The sequence below is a fragment of the Paraburkholderia sp. EG286A genome (assembly GCF_040965375.1).
Lineage (GTDB): Bacteria > Pseudomonadota > Gammaproteobacteria > Burkholderiales > Burkholderiaceae > Paraburkholderia.
Window position 1 is genome coordinate 84,089 of record NZ_JBFRCB010000011.1, and the last position, 15,451, is coordinate 99,539.

The window sequence follows — 15,451 nt, forward strand, 5'->3', positions numbered from 1 at the left end:
TTAGTCGCTGGGTATGCCCGAAGCCTCGTCAACTGTTGCCACTTACTTCTCGGGCGGCAGCAGGATGTACTCCGGAAGCACCACCTCCTCCGCTTCGTGTTTCTGATATCCCGTCTGCATGAGGTCCGCGACCTGCTTCGCTGCTTCCTTGCTTGCCTTTTGCGCTTCCTCGTTCAGCGTCCCGTCCTGCTGCATTTGCCGGTACTCCTTCGGCCGCCACTTCTTCCAGTGGTCCAGCGCCAGTCTCACGTACTGCAGCCCGAGCATGTTGGCCCCGTTGATACCGCGTTGTCGGTCAACAAACAATGTCATGGTGAGCCCGTTCGGGAGCGCGAATTCCCGATAGGTTTGGCCGTTTTGGGGGGGCTCCAGTTCTGGATTACCACCTAGACGAGACGCTTAGCAGGCTGCTGAAGTACCGCTGAAGCACGTCATCGCGCAGAGTTCGTGAAGCGTTGATAGATGGACCACCACTTCCCCTGGATTATGCGCGGCGCCGACACGTTCACTGAGAGTCTGTTTTCCATGACCAAACTGGACGACTTCGTCCCCAAGTCGCATCCGTTGCGTTCGATCCGCGTGATGGCGAACGAAGCGCTGGCGAAGATGGATCGACTGTTCGCGGGGATGTACGAAGCTGACATAAAGGGTGGACGGCCGAGCATCGCGCCAGAGAAGTTGCTGCGAGCCATGCTGATCCAGATCCTTTACAGCATCCGCTCGGAGCGCCAACTCATGGAGCAGGTGCAGTACAACCTGCTGTTTCGCTGGTTCATCGGCCTGGCCATGGATGATGAGGTGTGGGAGCCCACGGTCTTCACGAAGAACCGGGAGCGTCTGATCAAACACGATGCCGTGATCGAATTCTGTGCGCCGGTCAAAACCGGCGAAGTGTTGTGAATGAAAGAGTCATACGTTGAAGGCCTAGCCAGCCACGGCGGCCCCGAGTCATGCGTGTGCATCCGCGAGGGTGCAGGCGAAGCGTTGACAGGGGTACGCATGGGCCGGGTATTGAGCCGCGAAATACACCTCTCGTGGCGTGAGCTACGAGCTGATCGGGGTGCCGAGGCGCTAGAATTCCGCCGAAGGTCACACTGGCGCTGCCGTAATGGCGAGGCAGCGCCGGACCCCGCGCGGTCAGAGACCCCGCGCACGTGCGGAAACACTTTGCTCGGGAACCGGGAGATCCCGCGCTCTACTGCACCCCGCTGGGAAGCGACGGGTGCAGTGCGCATCGTGAAGCCTGAGGGCGCACGACGATGAGCTACGGGCGCGGGAAGTCGGACTGCTGCGTAGTACCGGAGAAGCTGCCGAACAAGGTCGAGGGTGAAACTCCCACGACGGCGGAGGCGGTGGAGGGAAGGCGGCAGGCCAAGGGCAATGCAGTCGCAGCGCGCATGTCCCGCAGATTGAGGCGGGAATATGACATGGGAACGGCGCTCGACGGCATACGACAGACGGCCAAAGGCCGACCGGGTGCGAAGTTCACCACCCTGATGCATCACATCTACGCGGTCGACCGCCTGCGGGCAGCCTACTTTGCGCTTAAGCGCAAGGCAGCAGCCGGGGTGGACGGCGAGACGTGGCAGTCGTACGGACTGGACCTGGAAGCGCGACTTCTGGACCTGTCCGACCGGCTGGCCCGAGGGGCCTACCGGCCCCAGCCTGTCAGACGCGTGTACATCGACAAGGCAGACGGCAGCAAGCGCCCGCTGGGCGTGCCGGCGCTAGAGGACAAGCTCGTCCAGCTTGCCACGGTCGAGGTACTCAACGCGATCTACGAGCAGGACTTCGTCGGATTCAGTTACGGCTTCCGCCCCGGCAAGAGTGCGCACAACGCTCTCGATGCCGTGAGCGTGGGTATCGAGCGCAGGAAAGTGAGGTGGATACTCGATGCGGACATCAGCAAGTTCTACGACACAATCGAACACGACTGGCTGATCAAATTCATCGAGCACCGGGTAGCAGACACACGGGTTGTGCGGCTCATCAAGAAGTGGCTGCATGCGGGTGTGCTGGAAGACGGCAGGGTGACGCAAAGTGAAGTTGGTACCGTTCAGGGCGGCAGCATCTCGCCGCTGTTGTCGAATATCTATCTTCACTATGGGTGAATCAATGGCGTGCGCGGCACGCCGAAGGCGATGTGATCGTCGTGCGGTACGCTGACGATTGGGTCGCGGGGTTCCAAAACGTGAGGGATGCGATGCGCTTCCAGCGCGAAGTGACTGAACGGCTGGCCCGCTTCGGCCTGGCGCTGCACAAGAGCAAAACGCGGCTGATTGAGTTCGGACGCTTTGCGCGCGAGAACTGTCAACGTCGCGGCGGGAGCAAGCCGCAGACCTTGGACTTCTTGGGCTTCACGCATTGCTGCGGGAAGACTCGGAACGGGAAGTTCGCGGTACTGCGGTTGACCAGTGGCCAACGAATGCGAGCCAAGCTCTTGGCAGTCAAGGAACAACTGCGACGACGCATGTGCCGGACTATTGCGGAGCAGGGACGGTATCTGCGCGCCGTGGTAGCTGGGCATGTGAGGTACTTCGGTGTGCCACGAAACGGAACGCGCCTCGGGCGCTTCCGGGGCCGTGTTGCCCGTCTGTGGTACCGCACGCTGCGCCGTCGTAGTCAGACTTGCCGACTGACCCGTGAGCGCATGGACCGTCTCGTACGCCTGTGGTTGCCTCCCACTCACATTTGTCATCCGTACCCACACCAGCGTCTGATCGTCACGACCCAAGGCAGGAGCCGTATGCGGTAACTCTGCACGTACGGATCTGTGGAGGGGGTGATGGGTGACTGTCATTCCTACTCCGACTCAACGCCGTAGTGGCCATCGCCGAGAAGAAGTGCCTGCTCTCGGGTGAGCATTTCAGCGTGGACGGAACGTTGATCCAGGCGTGGGCCGGGCACAAGAGTTTTGTACACAAGAACGGCGACGATCGGGACGGCGACGGTGGCGGCGCGGGCGGCTTCAAGGGCGACAAACGCAGCAACGAGACCCATCAGTCCAGGACCGATCCCGATGCAAGACTCTATCGCAAAGGCAAAACGGCCAGTGAATTGCGGTACATGGGCCATACGCTGACCGATAACCGGCACGCCCTGGTGGTCAATGCGCGCGTGACACGCGCCGACGGGCATGCCGAGCGTGAAGCAGCCAAGATCATGATCCACGACGCACGGCAAGCGGCAGAGGATCCGGACGTAGAAATTACGTTGGGTGCAGACAAGGGATACGACGCCCTGGAATTCATTGAGGCATGCCAACAGATGAAGGTCACACCGCACGTTGCGCAAAACACCTCGAGGCGGCGTTCGGCAGTGCCCGATACGATTGCATCAAGCGCGGGCTACGCCATTTCGCAGCAAAAGCGCAAGTTGATCGAACAAGGATTCGGCTGGGCCAAGACCGTGGGGCGTATGCGCCAGGTGATGGTGCGCGGCTTGAAGAAGGTGGACCAGATGTTTGTGTTGAACATGACGGTCTACAACCTCGTGCGCATGCGATCCCTGGCACAAATCCGCCTATAGCTGCGGGAAAAGGCGGCATTGAGGCCAGAAGTCGGCCTCACAGCGCTTAAAACAAGGTTGATTCGCGTTGAAATTGCACAATGCGAAAGATTTGGAGACGGTGGGCGCGTAAATCGAGGAAGGCAGCTTCCGCCGGGGGCGTATTTCCGCAACCTGTTAGGGCCCGCAAACGTCGTTTCGGTGCCGAGCACATCTGAGCGGACTCCCGCCACATGCTATGCATTGTAATCAGGATGTATTGATTCTGTATGCAAAAGGTGTTTAACTTACATTGCGTAAGAATAAGAGGGGCAGCAGTGCGTCGCCGGGCGGTGGCGCAGACGGGTACAAGTTGAGCGTAACTCTATGGGGTGACTTATGGCTAAGGAGACGAGGGGCGAGAACGAAGAGCCAATGGAGTTCGTTCGACCGATAACGAACGCCGCACGCCTCAAGCAGGCACTGAAGCGGCTAGAGGAGCGAGCCGCAGCCAGGCATGAGGGTGAATCCGACACGGAGCCAGACGCGAAAGAGTGTCAATGGGACTCTAAGGGAAGAAGCGGCTTGCGGTAGACCTTGAGAGTACGCGGGCTTAAGCAAGCTTGACGCTGCACGAAACGTCATTTCCAGAGCGGGGCGACGATGGATAATTGGGACCCTTTCGTAAAACGCGTCAAAGATCGATTCGATGCACTGTACGGCAGCAAGGGGGCGAAGCACGCCACCAGCACGTATCCGTCGTGGAAGGACTTTTTCCCGAGGGCGCCGGGGATTGAGGAGATCCGCGCGTACGATGCCGAGGCAATTCGGTGCACGGCAGCGACCTATAAGCGCGCAATCGTCATCCTCAACGTGACTTGCAAGGCGGCACGCTCCCGCGGCTTCGATATTTCGATGGGACACCGGTGCACACGGATCGACCTATCCCGGAATGGCGCAGCCTCGGGCTTGCGCATTGTCGAGCCGAGTTTCCGTACGAACACAAGTCTCCTCTCGGAGGCCGAACGAAGGTCGATCAGTGGCGTCGGGACAGTAGGTACTGGATGGCTTGAGCTGCTGCTCAATGAGAACTCCGACGCGCCATTGCGATTCAAAGAGAAGTCCAGCACGGATGGTCTAATCGAGCGACTTCCCGAGATGATGTCGAAACTCGAGACGTCTCACGCTGTAATGGTCGCCTTCTGGGAAAAGAGGCGCCGTAGCGATCTGGCTTTCCAGGCGGCTCATGTGGAGCGTCAGAAAGCGGACCGCGAACTTGCGGCGGAGCGCGTGCGGCGCGACATGTTAATCGAGAGCGCTCAGAAGTGGAACGTTGCCCGCGTGGTTCGGGAGTATGTTGTGGCGGTGGAGCAAACGTCTCGCCGGAGGATCCAGCCGCACAGGCTGAATACAGCCGTTGGTGCGATTGGGCACTCGGCATCGCAAACAACCTCGAATCGCGCGCGCAGTTCGCGCCACAATCCGGCGACGATGGCGCGCGTGCGCGATGAGCTGATGAGCTTGAGGGACAGCACTACGAAATTTTCGTCGTGCCCAATGGCATCGGGATGCAAACACAAGCCATGCACTTGGCTCGCGACCAGTGCATGTCTGCCCTGATGTGGAGAAATCTGGGCTTGATCGGGCCGACGCTGTCTGATCGCCGGACTCAGTTCGGGCCAAACTGAGTCATTCCGGTGTGACCGGTGAGCGTCGGCTTCACGCCGGACTTCGGACCGAAGAACGGCGTATGAACAATGTAAAGAACTACGCGTTTCAATCATTGAAGGGTCTCGCACCTGCATGGAAGTCGTGCGTGTCGTCCTCGGAGCAGCCAGGAATTCCAGCCGGGAGTATCCTTGCAGGGAGGCCAACGCATTTCGGTTTCGTTTTCCGGACGCGCAACTGCCTGCACGGCAGGTTTCACGCGTCAAAGCCCTCCTTCAATGGAAAGCAGGCAGGCGGCCGTCGAGGGTTCCCGCGCAGCCAGACGGACAAAGGAGACAGGCATGAGCACTTGCAACGAACCTCATCACGCTCACCATGAGCATCAGCATGGCCCGGGCTGCGGACACACCGCCGTCAGGCATGGCGACCACGTAGACTATCTGCATGACGGCCATTTGCATCATCCGCACGGTGATCACGTCGACGAACACAGGATCGAGGTCAGCGCAAAGAATCCGGACCAATGCACACCCGACTGCGGTGGCCATGAACCGGGCCACGTCCACGGCCCTGGCTGCGGACACGAACCGGTACCGCATGGCGATCACGTCGATTATCTGGTCAACGGCCATCTTCACCACCCGCACGGCGACCACTGCGATGACCACGGTGCGGTGGAACTCGCCTGAGCGCTATTGAAGAAGCGCGACGGGGGGGCGGTTCCCTGTCCTGTCATCCGCCCGTTGGAGACGTATGTCCCAGCACTTCCGCGAACACGAGAACGACCAGCATGACAAGCGCTTCAACAGTCAGCAAGGCGTCGAAGCGGCCCAGCGCGGCGATGAAAACAGGGCCATCCTGCCGCGCCTTGGCGCACAAATCAGGCAGGACCCTCCACCGGTTCAAGCCGCCCAGTGCCACCGCGGCGGCGACGCACGCGAGCTTCGCAGAGAGTACCCGGCCTCAAGCAGCAACACGTGATTCTGCCAGGTCGATCCCGCATGCAGTTGATGCGGCATTGACCTCTTGACATGCCGATTTGGCGCGAGTCCTGGCAGAGAACGGTACTGATCTCCTACCATCGCCCGCCGGCGATCACGCCGCGGTTTTGGCGAATGTTCACAAGCTTATCCACAGTTTCTTTATAGCGGACTTCAGCAAAGTCGCTGTGGAGCCCGTGTTTCGGGGCGCTGACTACACGATAGTAGTGGTTAGCCGTGGGCGTGTAGGTCGAATTTATCTTGATGGGCATGGGTCACAGCGAGGTGTCGAAGGCGTGTGTACGAATTGCGAACTGCTTACGAAATAGCTCAGCCAACGATTCCCCAATGACGCAAGGGCTCTTGCCTCACTTGTCCACAGGGTTATGCAGTTTTTCTGTGGACAAGCTGGCCGCTTGCTGACTTATCCACTCGTCAACGTTTCGCGCTTGCTCGATCATCGTGGCACGATAAAGCTTTCCATACGCCTGTTCGATCGTGAGGAGTTTTGTGATCAGTACGTCTTTCGTCAGCTTGGCAAGGCGATGTCGGGCAGCATCGATATCCCGTTCAAGCTTGACCGGATCGGGAAGGGCGGTTGTATCGATGGCTGGCTGGATCCTCCTTCCTCGTGCTGGTTGCCATGTCCGGGCTTGAGTGTAGAGATCGTAAGCAACTGGATTGTTTAGTAGCGTGGTTGCGCTGATCCCGACGCGTTCCGGATCGACTTCGCGAGTTGTCGCTACTATTGCGGCGATCGAGATGCGCCGGGCGCTACGTCGCAGTGTTTGTACCGCGCTTCTTACGAGCGCGACCGTATGGTCGCGACGGCGTTTGTGGACCTTCTTGAGCCACGGGCGGGTTGTTTGCGACATCGTTCATCCCCTCAAACGGCGGTTCGTCGGCGCGATACTGTTCAATAAGATCCATTTCTCGGAGCTCAATGTCCGCAGCTTCGATCAGATGCTCAAGCCGCGACAGCTTGGGCAAGAGGCCCTGCTCGCGGTTATAGACGCGTTCACTTTCCGCCCAGACACGCCGATGTTCCACCTGTGAGCGCCGCGCTGGATCCGGAACTTTCGCGGCGCATCCGACGCAAGCGAACTGGACCTTGCATAGTCCGTGACTCGTGCAGTGCCCGCCGACTACGTTGGCAAGAGTGCCAGTTTTTCGAAGCGCATCGTCATAGAGTCGTCGCAGCGTAGCTGGTGATCGTGTCACCGCTTGTTCGACATCAATTGAACGTGCGGTCCGGGACAGGTAGAGGTCCGCGGCATCAGCAATCATAGAGTCCGTGGGCTGCGAATAATATTCGGTGACAGGCAGGCTTTTCTGATGAAGTCACGCGCCGACGATATCGACGGGGATCTTTTCGACCTGCACCGCATGTGTCGCAAAGCCGTGGCGGAGTAAATGTGCCCGAAGCGTTACGATGCGGCCAGAAGTTGTACGAAGAGCCATGCCGTGCAACAAGAAGCGGACGCAGCTGATGATCGCCTGATCGGACAAGTGCCGATTTCCCAATTGAAATAGATACGGCGCGGGTCCGAACCGGTGAGCACGCCGATGCAATGGATAGAACGGCACAGATGGCAATCGCTCGTCCCCTTCCAGGCGGTAGTGCTCAGCAAGCATTTGCGCCGTGCGAGCGAGGAGACGCTTTGTCTCCGTGCCAATGAAATAATCGTGCCGCTGATTTTTGCGCTCACCCTTGGGAATCGTTCTTAACAAATACCGGATGGGGGGAGTGGACGAATTTTTCGATATCGGGTCAGGTGCCGGCATCTTGAGTCGTACCAGGCATTCATGACTCAAGCTGATTTGCATGACTTCGTTCAACCGCGCACCGGTGGTCGTGAACACGTCGATGGCCATCAGGCCGAAGGTCAGGCCAGAATACAACGCGTCTATCGACAGCAACGGGCGCTGGAGCGTTTTCTGTGCCGCGTGAACGAACTGGCGATACTGGCTCGCTAAGAGTTCGGCATGCTTCGTCGTAAATGCAGAATTCACATAACCCCAACTCTTTCGCCACGCTTGGGCCTCCGCATCGGATTGGGGTGCATCGATGTGGCGGAGAATGTCGGCGAACCAGAGCGCAGTGTTTGGATCGATTTGTTGGTGCTCTGGCAGCTCAATGATGCCAACGACTTCGAGCAGGCATAGTGTATCGGGCGGTTGATGTCGGCAGTCATATAAGCCTGGTTGATCCTTCATCAGCATGCCGGCCGTCCAGATCCGCAGATGCCATCGGCGCGTGCCGTCCGCATATTCGTATTCAACGGGGTGGCTATCGTTGACAGTTCGTGCCGGAGCGTGCTGGTACGCCTGCCTGAATTTTGAGAACCAGTTCCACCGAAGGTGCGCTTCACTTCGCAGCTCGGGGTAGACTGGCATCAAGGCATCGGTTTCCTCCTTGCGTCGCTGCTTGCATTCGCGCTCGTGTGTACTGAAGTCCAGCCACGGCGTGTGAATGAGGCGGTTAGGTGGTGGCAACAGCCACGATCGATAGCTGTCACGCCGATCGTCCGGCAAACTCTGCAGCCAGCGTTGCTCAATCCTGCTGACAGATTGGTAGCGCCGGTAAAACTGTAATCGTGTTGCACGAGTCGGTTGACTGATCTCTTCGGTCAAATACAGATGCAATGCCTCGTCAATTGCTTGAGTCAATGCGCCCATGTTGGGTAGGCGTGCCGCGAGTAATGGGGAATCAAACAAACCCCGCAGTCCGCTGTGTAACGTTGCAACTAGGCTATATATCGTTACCGGATCGTATCGCTGGCCCGCCAGAATCAACGCCGCTAGTACGAGATGTGGGTACCATGGTCGACGATAAACGTTTCGACAGAGATATCGAACGGCGTTCAGCGGGACGCGATACTGAGCGTTATGCACCGTCGTATCCAGTTCGGTATAAGGGGCGCAGCGAATTTCATCGGGCAGTGCGGAGTAACCCGTCTATGGTCGCGAGTTCGGTTGGAACCGGATTAACCCACCGTCGGCTCATTGGATGGTCGCCCCAAACGCATCAACAATCGCCAATCGGGATCGTGCGGTGACTGACTCCAGATGATCGTTGTCGCCTCGCGATCGCGTGGTACTGTCGGCGGACGGCGTAGCGCCCGATCCAGCTTTTCTTGCAACTGGACTTGGATCTCGGCGTGCCGCAACCGATCAAGATGATGGTCATAGCCTGCTAGCGTGGCAGCACCGCTACGCCATCCCATGTAGACAATCAACGCTCGGATGCGTCGATCACGCTCGGCAATATCCTGAGCTTGAGCGTCAATTTCGGTCAGTGCTGTCGTGACATACCAGTGTCGTGCCTGATGCACGTTCGCCTGTATCCCCTTCAGTAGACACGCTGGCCGCCAGGCCTGATCCCGATACGCGCCTGGCGACATTGCTGTTTGCAGGCGAGTAAGGAACAGAGGAACGCGCTGCCACTTTTGTGGATCGCCGTGTTCACGATAGTCGGTGAGGCGCCAGTGTTCGGGATCAACTGCGCGACGATCATTGTCGAAATACTGTCGTATCCATTTGGCGGTTGTTTCACTGAAACACACAATCTTGACGCGTCGGCCGGCGCTTCCTTTGCTGAAGGCAGAGGCCTCCGTGCGCCCGCCGCGGTTGAGCCAATCGGCAAGAGTAAGGGCGCAAATCTCGCTGACACGCGCGCCGGTTTCAAATAGCAGACGTGTGATGAGTCGATCTCGCAGGGGCCACCCCACGGCGGCGCCGGCAGCGAAGATCTGACGTGGGAAATCGGGGTCATCGATGACCCTTGGAACCCAGAGGCCATTGGACCGTACGTAATAGGTGTTCGTTAACCTGTTCCTGAGCGGGGGAGCTGGCTCGATCCCGCTTGCGGCGGGCATTACTGGAACATCAGTCGCCGGGAATTCCGGAGCGGAGGAAGTGATTGCCGCTTGAATCCGCTCAAACGGGTGAGGTGCAGGATACAGATGCCTGCGAATGGAAAACGCATAAAAATGACGGAGTGCTACCAACGTATGGCCTACCTGACTGCTGTTTTCGCGCGTCATCGTTAGCAGAACGAATCCGTGACGATGCAGTCGTAGCTGGCAGCCGAGTTCGTCGCACAAGAAACGCTCAAACTGAGCTCGTGCGGTATCAGGCCCAGCGTTCCACGAAAGACGCCTGGCGGCCAGCCACGAAAAATAGTGAAAGAGAGCAGCGGCATAGGTTCGCGTCGTAGTCGATGCATACTGCTCCCCCAGTTCGCGTACAAACCAGCTCAGCTCACGATGTGCACGTCCCTGCTCGTCAACAACTAACGCGGCACCGCGCTCTGCGGGCGGACGCCGTAGAAAGAAGCGGGGACGGAGTCGGTAATCAGCGGCCATCCTTCTACACTACTGGTCTTTATGCCAGCATGAAGAATAGAAGGGATCTAGCGACATTCAAGCACTACGCGCCGTCTGGTATGTGGATATCTCCGCAGCTTGAGCTGCGCACCGTGTCGTCTGTGACGCCAACGAACGAGGCTCACCTCATTTTACAATCAATTGTCTGATTAATCGCCTACAGTATTTGAACCGGTGTTTGCTTCCCCGGATGCCGGTGCGTGTGTGATTGACTTTCCGAGCCCCACCTGCGGGTGGGCCCTTTGTGCCGCACGACGACTAATGAGAGTGAGCGGCTGCTGGTCGTATTCGCACCTCGATAAATCGTGCCAAATAAGTGCATCGGTTCCCAGTTCCGAACCGTCCGGTAAGCCCTCAGGAAAAAGCCTGCGCGCAAGGCCGGCCGAGAACCGATGCGTGTCGAGAGCCGATCGGCGGATGATTGAACAACTCGTCCCTGGAAACGGTAGCTTTAGTCAGCCCCGATCGGTGCGCCATGATTATGGCTAAAGACAGGACCGGCGATTGAGTGCAGCTCACAGCATCAAAACTGGGAGAAACGAAATGCCAACCAGAACGAAGCAGCCTTCGACGGCGGATCTGTCACGTTGCCAGCTTCTGTATGTCGTTGAGCTGGCACGGGGCAGCTCGCATATCGACAGTACGCTGACGGTAGCGTCGCGCAAGGCGGCGATTAGCGAAATACTCTCTGAGTTTGAGGCATGGTACGGCACGGGGGACATCCCCGCGTTCGTTGAAATCCTCGCCCGTCGCCTTGAGGAGAGAGCGAATCCTGATGCGGCGTCTGCGGTTCGGGAGTGCTCGCGCGCCGATCGGGCCGCATGAATGCACTGCGGACGTTCATCGATCTCCATCCGCCATACACGGTACTTTGACTCCCGATGGGAACCCCGGTTATTCCTCCTGATGGGCCTACCGGCGATCCTGTTTCAGACTGGAGCTGATGATAGGATCAAGGTTTAAGGAACGGTGGTCGTGTCCGAATTGCACCACACCTGACGAGCAATGCATCTAAATGGTCCAGAGCAGATATCGGATCGTCCTTCGAAATCAGCAAGCGAGCCAGAGCCGTGTGGGTGTCAAAGCAATGGTCCCCCGATACAACCGGTTCCATGAACTCCACGAGTCGCGTAATTTCATTAAGCAGTGGGCCCCGATCCACAGGCAAACATTCAATGACTCGTCTCCGAAGCGCCGTGGCCAGGACAAGATAATCGCTTGGCCCAACTTTGATCCTGATGTCGTCCATCGCCGCTTCCCCCCGGGGAAGCTCCGAACATTGCATCCCTGATATTGGAAGAGGATAGATCAACCCGGGACCAGTTAGCCTGTCCGAAAGGCTTGCGTTTGCGACATGCGAGCAAACAGGAGGTGTCCACAGGCTACCCGTACCACAAAGGTGTTGGTAAGCCGGATCGCGCGCATCGCAGATTCGTCCTGCTCGAGCACCGCGCGCCAGATCGCATCGGCCGGGAACGCGCAGCGCACCGGCCGGACCGCCGGATGCGGGCAGAGACGCAGCGCAGCGAGCGCCCCCTCATCAAGCGATGCCAGGCGTGCAACATCGAATGCCGGAGCGTCCGGTGCATGCAGCACGCCGTTCACCTGCCATTCGAGATGTGCGACGTCGGCGAGGTACGGTACCTGCGCACGGTGTTTGAGCGCATCGCCGATCATCCCATCAACCGCATCGACGAGTTGCTGCCGTGGCGCCTGATGCCGGCTGCACACATCGAGCAGCAAGCCGCCTGACAATCAATCCGATGGTCCAACCCCGCAAACCTGCCGTGCGTCTGGTCAAGGCGCCAGTGCCCGATTATGTGCTGCGCGTTGAGCTGAAGTACATCAAGCGGGCGATCTGGCGACGAATCATCGTTCCCGGCTCGATCAGGCTGGGCAAGCTGCATGTCGTGCTGCAACTGGCCATGGGCTGGGAAGGCGGGCACCTGCACGAGTTCGTCTTCGGCGAAACCCCCGGATGACTTCGGATTCCAGAGCGATCCGCCAATGCTCAATGAAGCACGGGTCACGCTGGCGAAGGCGCTGGGCGGGCTGAAGTCATTCACTTATATCTACGACTACGGTGACAATTGGCAGCATCGGATCAAGGTCGAGAAGCCTCTGTTACCTGATCCAGACATGCGCCGGCCGCTGTGCCTGGACGGACAGAATGCGTGTCCACCGGAAGACGTCGGTGGAGTGCCAGGATATGCCGACTTCCTCGAAGCGATCACCGATCCGACGCACGAGGAGCACGACCACTTCCTCGAGTGGTGTGGCGGCAGCTTCGATCCCGCCGCCTTCGATCTCGTGCTCGCGAATCAGCTGCTCTCAGACGTCAAGTTCTGGTCGTCAATCGTCAAGACGGCGTCGGATTGACGCTTACGATGATAGTGGCCCCGAAGCTGCATGGAATCAGGCATGGCAAAGGTCGGGAACAATATTCTTTCTGGTTCGGGGCCGATTCCGGACACAGCGGACGATGGCAAGTTCTGCAGCCGTATCCAAAAGCGCAATCTTGCCCCCAATTGGCGTCGTCCTGTTGTCAGAGCTGACGATGATTCGTTTGTCATTGTTCGGCCTGTCGGTAATGCGACCGTCATGCCTGGCAAAGGACTCGCGTACACCACCGAATGCAACGACCGGATTTTCACCGCGTGTGCGAGCCAGCCTGTGACGCCACTCACGCAGGAGACCCACAGCAAGCACGAAGCGACCAGCGACCACCAGCAATGAGGACCACGAAATTTTATGGGAGATAGCCGCCGTTTCGGATATACAAACGCCAAGGAAAATAAAGAGTCCTGTTGCAAAAGTCGGCCACCCCAGCGATACCCCAAAGGCTGAAGCAGCCATCGTGACTACGGCCATCATCGTGATGGCACCATCCATGTTGCCGCATGGCAACAGAGTCGATCATGGGTCCGGTCAGACGCCATCGGACGCCTCGCAGCGCGGGACGACAGGCATGCACGACTGCGCGATGCCCAGGGCATCTCCGACTGCAGGGTAGTGCACCCAGAGCAGGCGCGTGGGGAAAAGTAGTGGAGAGATGACGTAGCCGCCACCTCCCTGCATGCCGGATGCGATTGCGCGCCATGCTCGCCAGGTTTCATCCAGTGCGTGAACAAAGTGGCGAAGCAGCCAGCCCTCCCGGTCACGTGCTCGGGGTGGCGGCAAATGGGCGGGCATGAAGGCCTGCCATTCGAGCAATCCAAAAGGCGGATAGTCTCCCTGGCAGCGCGTCAGTGTCTGGATACTGACGCGCTGCTCCTTGGACAGGCGCCATCCCAGCAGGGCAATCGACAGCGCCGGCACACTACCGTCGATCAGCAGCAGCCTGCGGTTAGGCAGATGATTCGCGCAAGCGAGTCCCGGCCGGACGGGGCCGATGGAACGCGCCAGACGGCGGGTACGGCTTCTGCGTATCCGCCTGTACACAGCTCCAGCATGATGCATATGCGGTCAACATGCGGCCATCTGGCCGCCCAGGCGCAGCGTGACAGACGAATAGCTGAAGCGCGCGGGCCGCCCCTACCTCGCAGCGTAGCGTCGGGCACGGGATAGACGCGGGGCATGAGCGGAGGCAGCAAAAGAACTTGCTGCAGCTCGCCGATAAACGCGAGGCGACGGGGAATGGTCGAGTGCGACTGGATTTCGTCGCCGGGAAGATACTGCCCTGCGGCGTCGCGCCTACGTCCGAGCCTGGTGCATGTCGTGAGTACGAACTTCTCTTGACGATCTCTAAACGTTCGCCCTCAGCAGCGGTGTTAGATTGCAAGCCGGGAGGGGAAGCTGATGAACGATTACGTCATTCGCTATAAGGGATACATCGTCGACTTCGCGCCGTTCGACGCTGGGAGCAAATGCTTCGGAGCGCGGTGGACGATCGCGAAGGACGACTCGGTATGGGCCGGCAGTGTGCCGTTATCTACTGGGCTCCTGATGTTCCGTGGCACGTTTGAGGAGGCGGCGGAGATCGGCAAGCTTCAGGCGATGCGGATGATCGACTGCGAGTAGGGTCGGTCAAGCTGTCTGCGAGCTGCCGCGGCGCGCGCCTGCGAGCATCCCAGAAACTTGCGGATCTCGGTCACGGTCGCGCGCAGGGCTCCTGCGGCAATGGCGGCTGTGACTCGGGTCACGCCGTCGGGCTGCTCGACTACCGGCAAGCGGAGCACCGGAGCGGCTTCGACCTCGACCGGCTCTGCGACTGGCGCTACAGCGTTGCTTTCGGGCGTAACTGGTGTTACTGCTTCTGCGTGACTGCCCTGCTGGGCGGGCGTTACCGCGTTTTGAGTCACGGCGGCGGCGCGCAGCGCCAGCAGCCAGCTGAAGCACGCGACGGCTTCGAGCACGGCAGCGAAGGCGAGGCCGGTCACGAGTTCGGTGCGCGGTGCGGCTACGCCAAAGACGATCCGGGTGCCCGCAGCGGATCAGCTTGGGCGGCAGCGCGAGCAGTCTCGGCGTGGTCCCGCGTGGCCTCGGTGCGCTGGGCTTCTGCCTTCTCGGTGTCGATCGCTTCGAGCTTCGCGGGGAGCGTAATGCGCTCAACCCGAAGAATCGTGCACGGCTTGAAGCAGCGGCGCGCAGTTCGCCAGCATGCTTCTGCGCGATCAGAAAAAAGACAGTATGGCAGTAGCAGGTAGCAGCCATGCAGCCGACCCACCGCACCGGCGATCCGTACGGGCCACCTATGCCGACGGCAGAAGGCAGGGGAGCCGCCGCGACGAGCACGACGCCGAATGCGATCCAGAGCACGAGCTCGGCCAGAACCGCTGCGCTGGCAGCCATGATCGAGAGGCACTCAGCAGTCACGGTAGCCGCGACTGCGAGTAATGCCGGGTAAGCGCTTGGGTGAGTCATGCTAGGATTGTCTCGCTCACCATAGGGAAAATGCTATGCCTGTGGATCAGGATGCAGTTCCGCATT

The 15,451-nt window shown here is 59.3% G+C and carries 15 protein-coding genes and 4 pseudogenes; 9 read left to right on the plus strand and 10 right to left on the minus strand.

What is annotated here, in order from left to right; all coding sequences use genetic code 11:
* Window positions 1–42: 42 nt before the first annotated feature.
* Window positions 43–312, minus strand: a complete 270-nt coding sequence (locus AB4Y35_RS36720; RefSeq protein WP_368708282.1) for a hypothetical protein — start codon at window positions 310–312, stop codon at window positions 43–45.
* 174 nt (window positions 313–486) lie between these two features.
* On the opposite strand from AB4Y35_RS36720, the pseudogene AB4Y35_RS36725 reads away from it, so the two are divergent.
* From AB4Y35_RS36725 to AB4Y35_RS36745, 5 genes and pseudogenes are all read left to right on the plus strand, one after another.
* Window positions 487–867 (plus strand): annotated as a pseudogene (locus AB4Y35_RS36725) (transposase); the annotation flags it as partial.
* 392 nt (window positions 868–1,259) lie between these two features.
* Window positions 1,260–2,111, plus strand: coding sequence for a reverse transcriptase domain-containing protein (locus AB4Y35_RS36730; RefSeq protein WP_368708283.1), 852 nt, complete (start codon window positions 1,260–1,262; stop codon window positions 2,109–2,111).
* Window positions 2,112–2,152: 41 nt separating this feature from the next.
* A complete protein-coding gene (locus AB4Y35_RS36735; RefSeq protein ID WP_368708387.1) occupies window positions 2,153–2,755 on the plus strand; it encodes a hypothetical protein in 603 nt (200 codons plus the stop codon).
* 59 nt (window positions 2,756–2,814) lie between these two features.
* Window positions 2,815–3,528, plus strand: a pseudogene (locus tag AB4Y35_RS36740) (IS5 family transposase); the annotation flags it as partial.
* A gap of 621 nt (window positions 3,529–4,149) precedes the next feature.
* Window positions 4,150–5,106: a hypothetical protein gene (locus AB4Y35_RS36745; protein ID WP_368708284.1), complete on the plus strand. Its 957-nt coding sequence runs from the start codon at window positions 4,150–4,152 to the stop codon at window positions 5,104–5,106.
* A 323-nt stretch (window positions 5,107–5,429) separates the two neighbouring features.
* Here AB4Y35_RS36745 and AB4Y35_RS36750 read toward each other — a convergent pair whose 3' ends face one another.
* The 5 genes from AB4Y35_RS36750 to AB4Y35_RS36770 all read right to left on the minus strand — a co-directional run bounded on the left by AB4Y35_RS36750 (window position 5,430) and on the right by AB4Y35_RS36770 (window position 10,240).
* Window positions 5,430–5,822: a hypothetical protein gene (locus tag AB4Y35_RS36750; RefSeq protein ID WP_368708285.1), complete on the minus strand. Its 393-nt coding sequence runs from the start codon at window positions 5,820–5,822 to the stop codon at window positions 5,430–5,432.
* Between the two features lie 64 nt (window positions 5,823–5,886).
* The gene (locus AB4Y35_RS36755; RefSeq protein WP_368708286.1) at window positions 5,887–6,075 is read right to left on the minus strand and encodes a hypothetical protein; all 189 of its coding nucleotides are present in this window, start codon (window positions 6,073–6,075) and stop codon (window positions 5,887–5,889) included.
* Window positions 6,076–6,502: 427 nt separating this feature from the next.
* Entirely contained in the window at window positions 6,503–7,009 is a 507-nt protein-coding gene (locus tag AB4Y35_RS36760; RefSeq protein ID WP_368708287.1) for a hypothetical protein, read from the minus strand.
* A gap of 466 nt (window positions 7,010–7,475) precedes the next feature.
* Entirely contained in the window at window positions 7,476–8,813 is a 1,338-nt protein-coding gene (locus AB4Y35_RS36765) for a hypothetical protein (protein WP_368708288.1), read from the minus strand.
* 308 nt (window positions 8,814–9,121) lie between these two features.
* Window positions 9,122–10,240, minus strand: coding sequence for a tyrosine-type recombinase/integrase (locus AB4Y35_RS36770; RefSeq protein ID WP_368708289.1), 1,119 nt, complete (start codon window positions 10,238–10,240; stop codon window positions 9,122–9,124).
* A gap of 825 nt (window positions 10,241–11,065) precedes the next feature.
* On the opposite strand from AB4Y35_RS36770, the gene AB4Y35_RS36775 reads away from it, so the two are divergent.
* Window positions 11,066–11,347: a hypothetical protein gene (locus tag AB4Y35_RS36775; RefSeq protein ID WP_368708290.1), complete on the plus strand. Its 282-nt coding sequence runs from the start codon at window positions 11,066–11,068 to the stop codon at window positions 11,345–11,347.
* A gap of 576 nt (window positions 11,348–11,923) precedes the next feature.
* On the opposite strand, the pseudogene AB4Y35_RS36780 reads toward AB4Y35_RS36775, so the two are convergent.
* Window positions 11,924–12,172: pseudogene (locus AB4Y35_RS36780) on the minus strand (DUF2063 domain-containing protein); the annotation flags it as partial.
* Between AB4Y35_RS36780 and AB4Y35_RS36785 the strand changes: the two are divergent.
* Both AB4Y35_RS36785 and AB4Y35_RS36790 read left to right on the plus strand, forming a co-directional pair.
* On the plus strand, window positions 12,140–12,274 hold the full coding sequence (locus AB4Y35_RS36785; protein WP_368708291.1) for a transposase domain-containing protein: 135 nt from the start codon (window positions 12,140–12,142) through the stop codon (window positions 12,272–12,274). The pseudogene AB4Y35_RS36780 and the gene AB4Y35_RS36785 sit on opposite strands and share 33 nt — an antisense overlap.
* Before the next feature lie 11 nt (window positions 12,275–12,285).
* Window positions 12,286–12,901 (plus strand): annotated as a pseudogene (locus tag AB4Y35_RS36790) (plasmid pRiA4b ORF-3 family protein).
* A gap of 36 nt (window positions 12,902–12,937) precedes the next feature.
* Here AB4Y35_RS36790 and AB4Y35_RS36795 read toward each other — a convergent pair.
* Together AB4Y35_RS36795 and AB4Y35_RS36800 are read right to left on the minus strand one after the other, a co-directional pair.
* Complete coding sequence (locus AB4Y35_RS36795; RefSeq protein ID WP_368708292.1) at window positions 12,938–13,414, minus strand: hypothetical protein; 477 nt, start codon at window positions 13,412–13,414, stop codon at window positions 12,938–12,940.
* 36 nt (window positions 13,415–13,450) lie between these two features.
* On the minus strand, window positions 13,451–13,840 hold the full coding sequence (locus AB4Y35_RS36800; protein ID WP_368708293.1) for a hypothetical protein: 390 nt from the start codon (window positions 13,838–13,840) through the stop codon (window positions 13,451–13,453).
* A 480-nt stretch (window positions 13,841–14,320) separates the two neighbouring features.
* Here AB4Y35_RS36800 and AB4Y35_RS36805 point away from each other — a divergent pair, with 480 nt between their 5' ends.
* A complete protein-coding gene (locus tag AB4Y35_RS36805) occupies window positions 14,321–14,542 on the plus strand; it encodes a hypothetical protein (RefSeq protein ID WP_368708294.1) in 222 nt (73 codons plus the stop codon).
* Here AB4Y35_RS36805 and AB4Y35_RS36810 read toward each other — a convergent pair.
* Window positions 14,512–14,901: a hypothetical protein gene (locus AB4Y35_RS36810; protein ID WP_368708295.1), complete on the minus strand. Its 390-nt coding sequence runs from the start codon at window positions 14,899–14,901 to the stop codon at window positions 14,512–14,514. The genes AB4Y35_RS36805 and AB4Y35_RS36810 overlap by 31 nt on opposite strands.
* Window positions 14,902–15,451 lie beyond the last annotated feature (550 nt).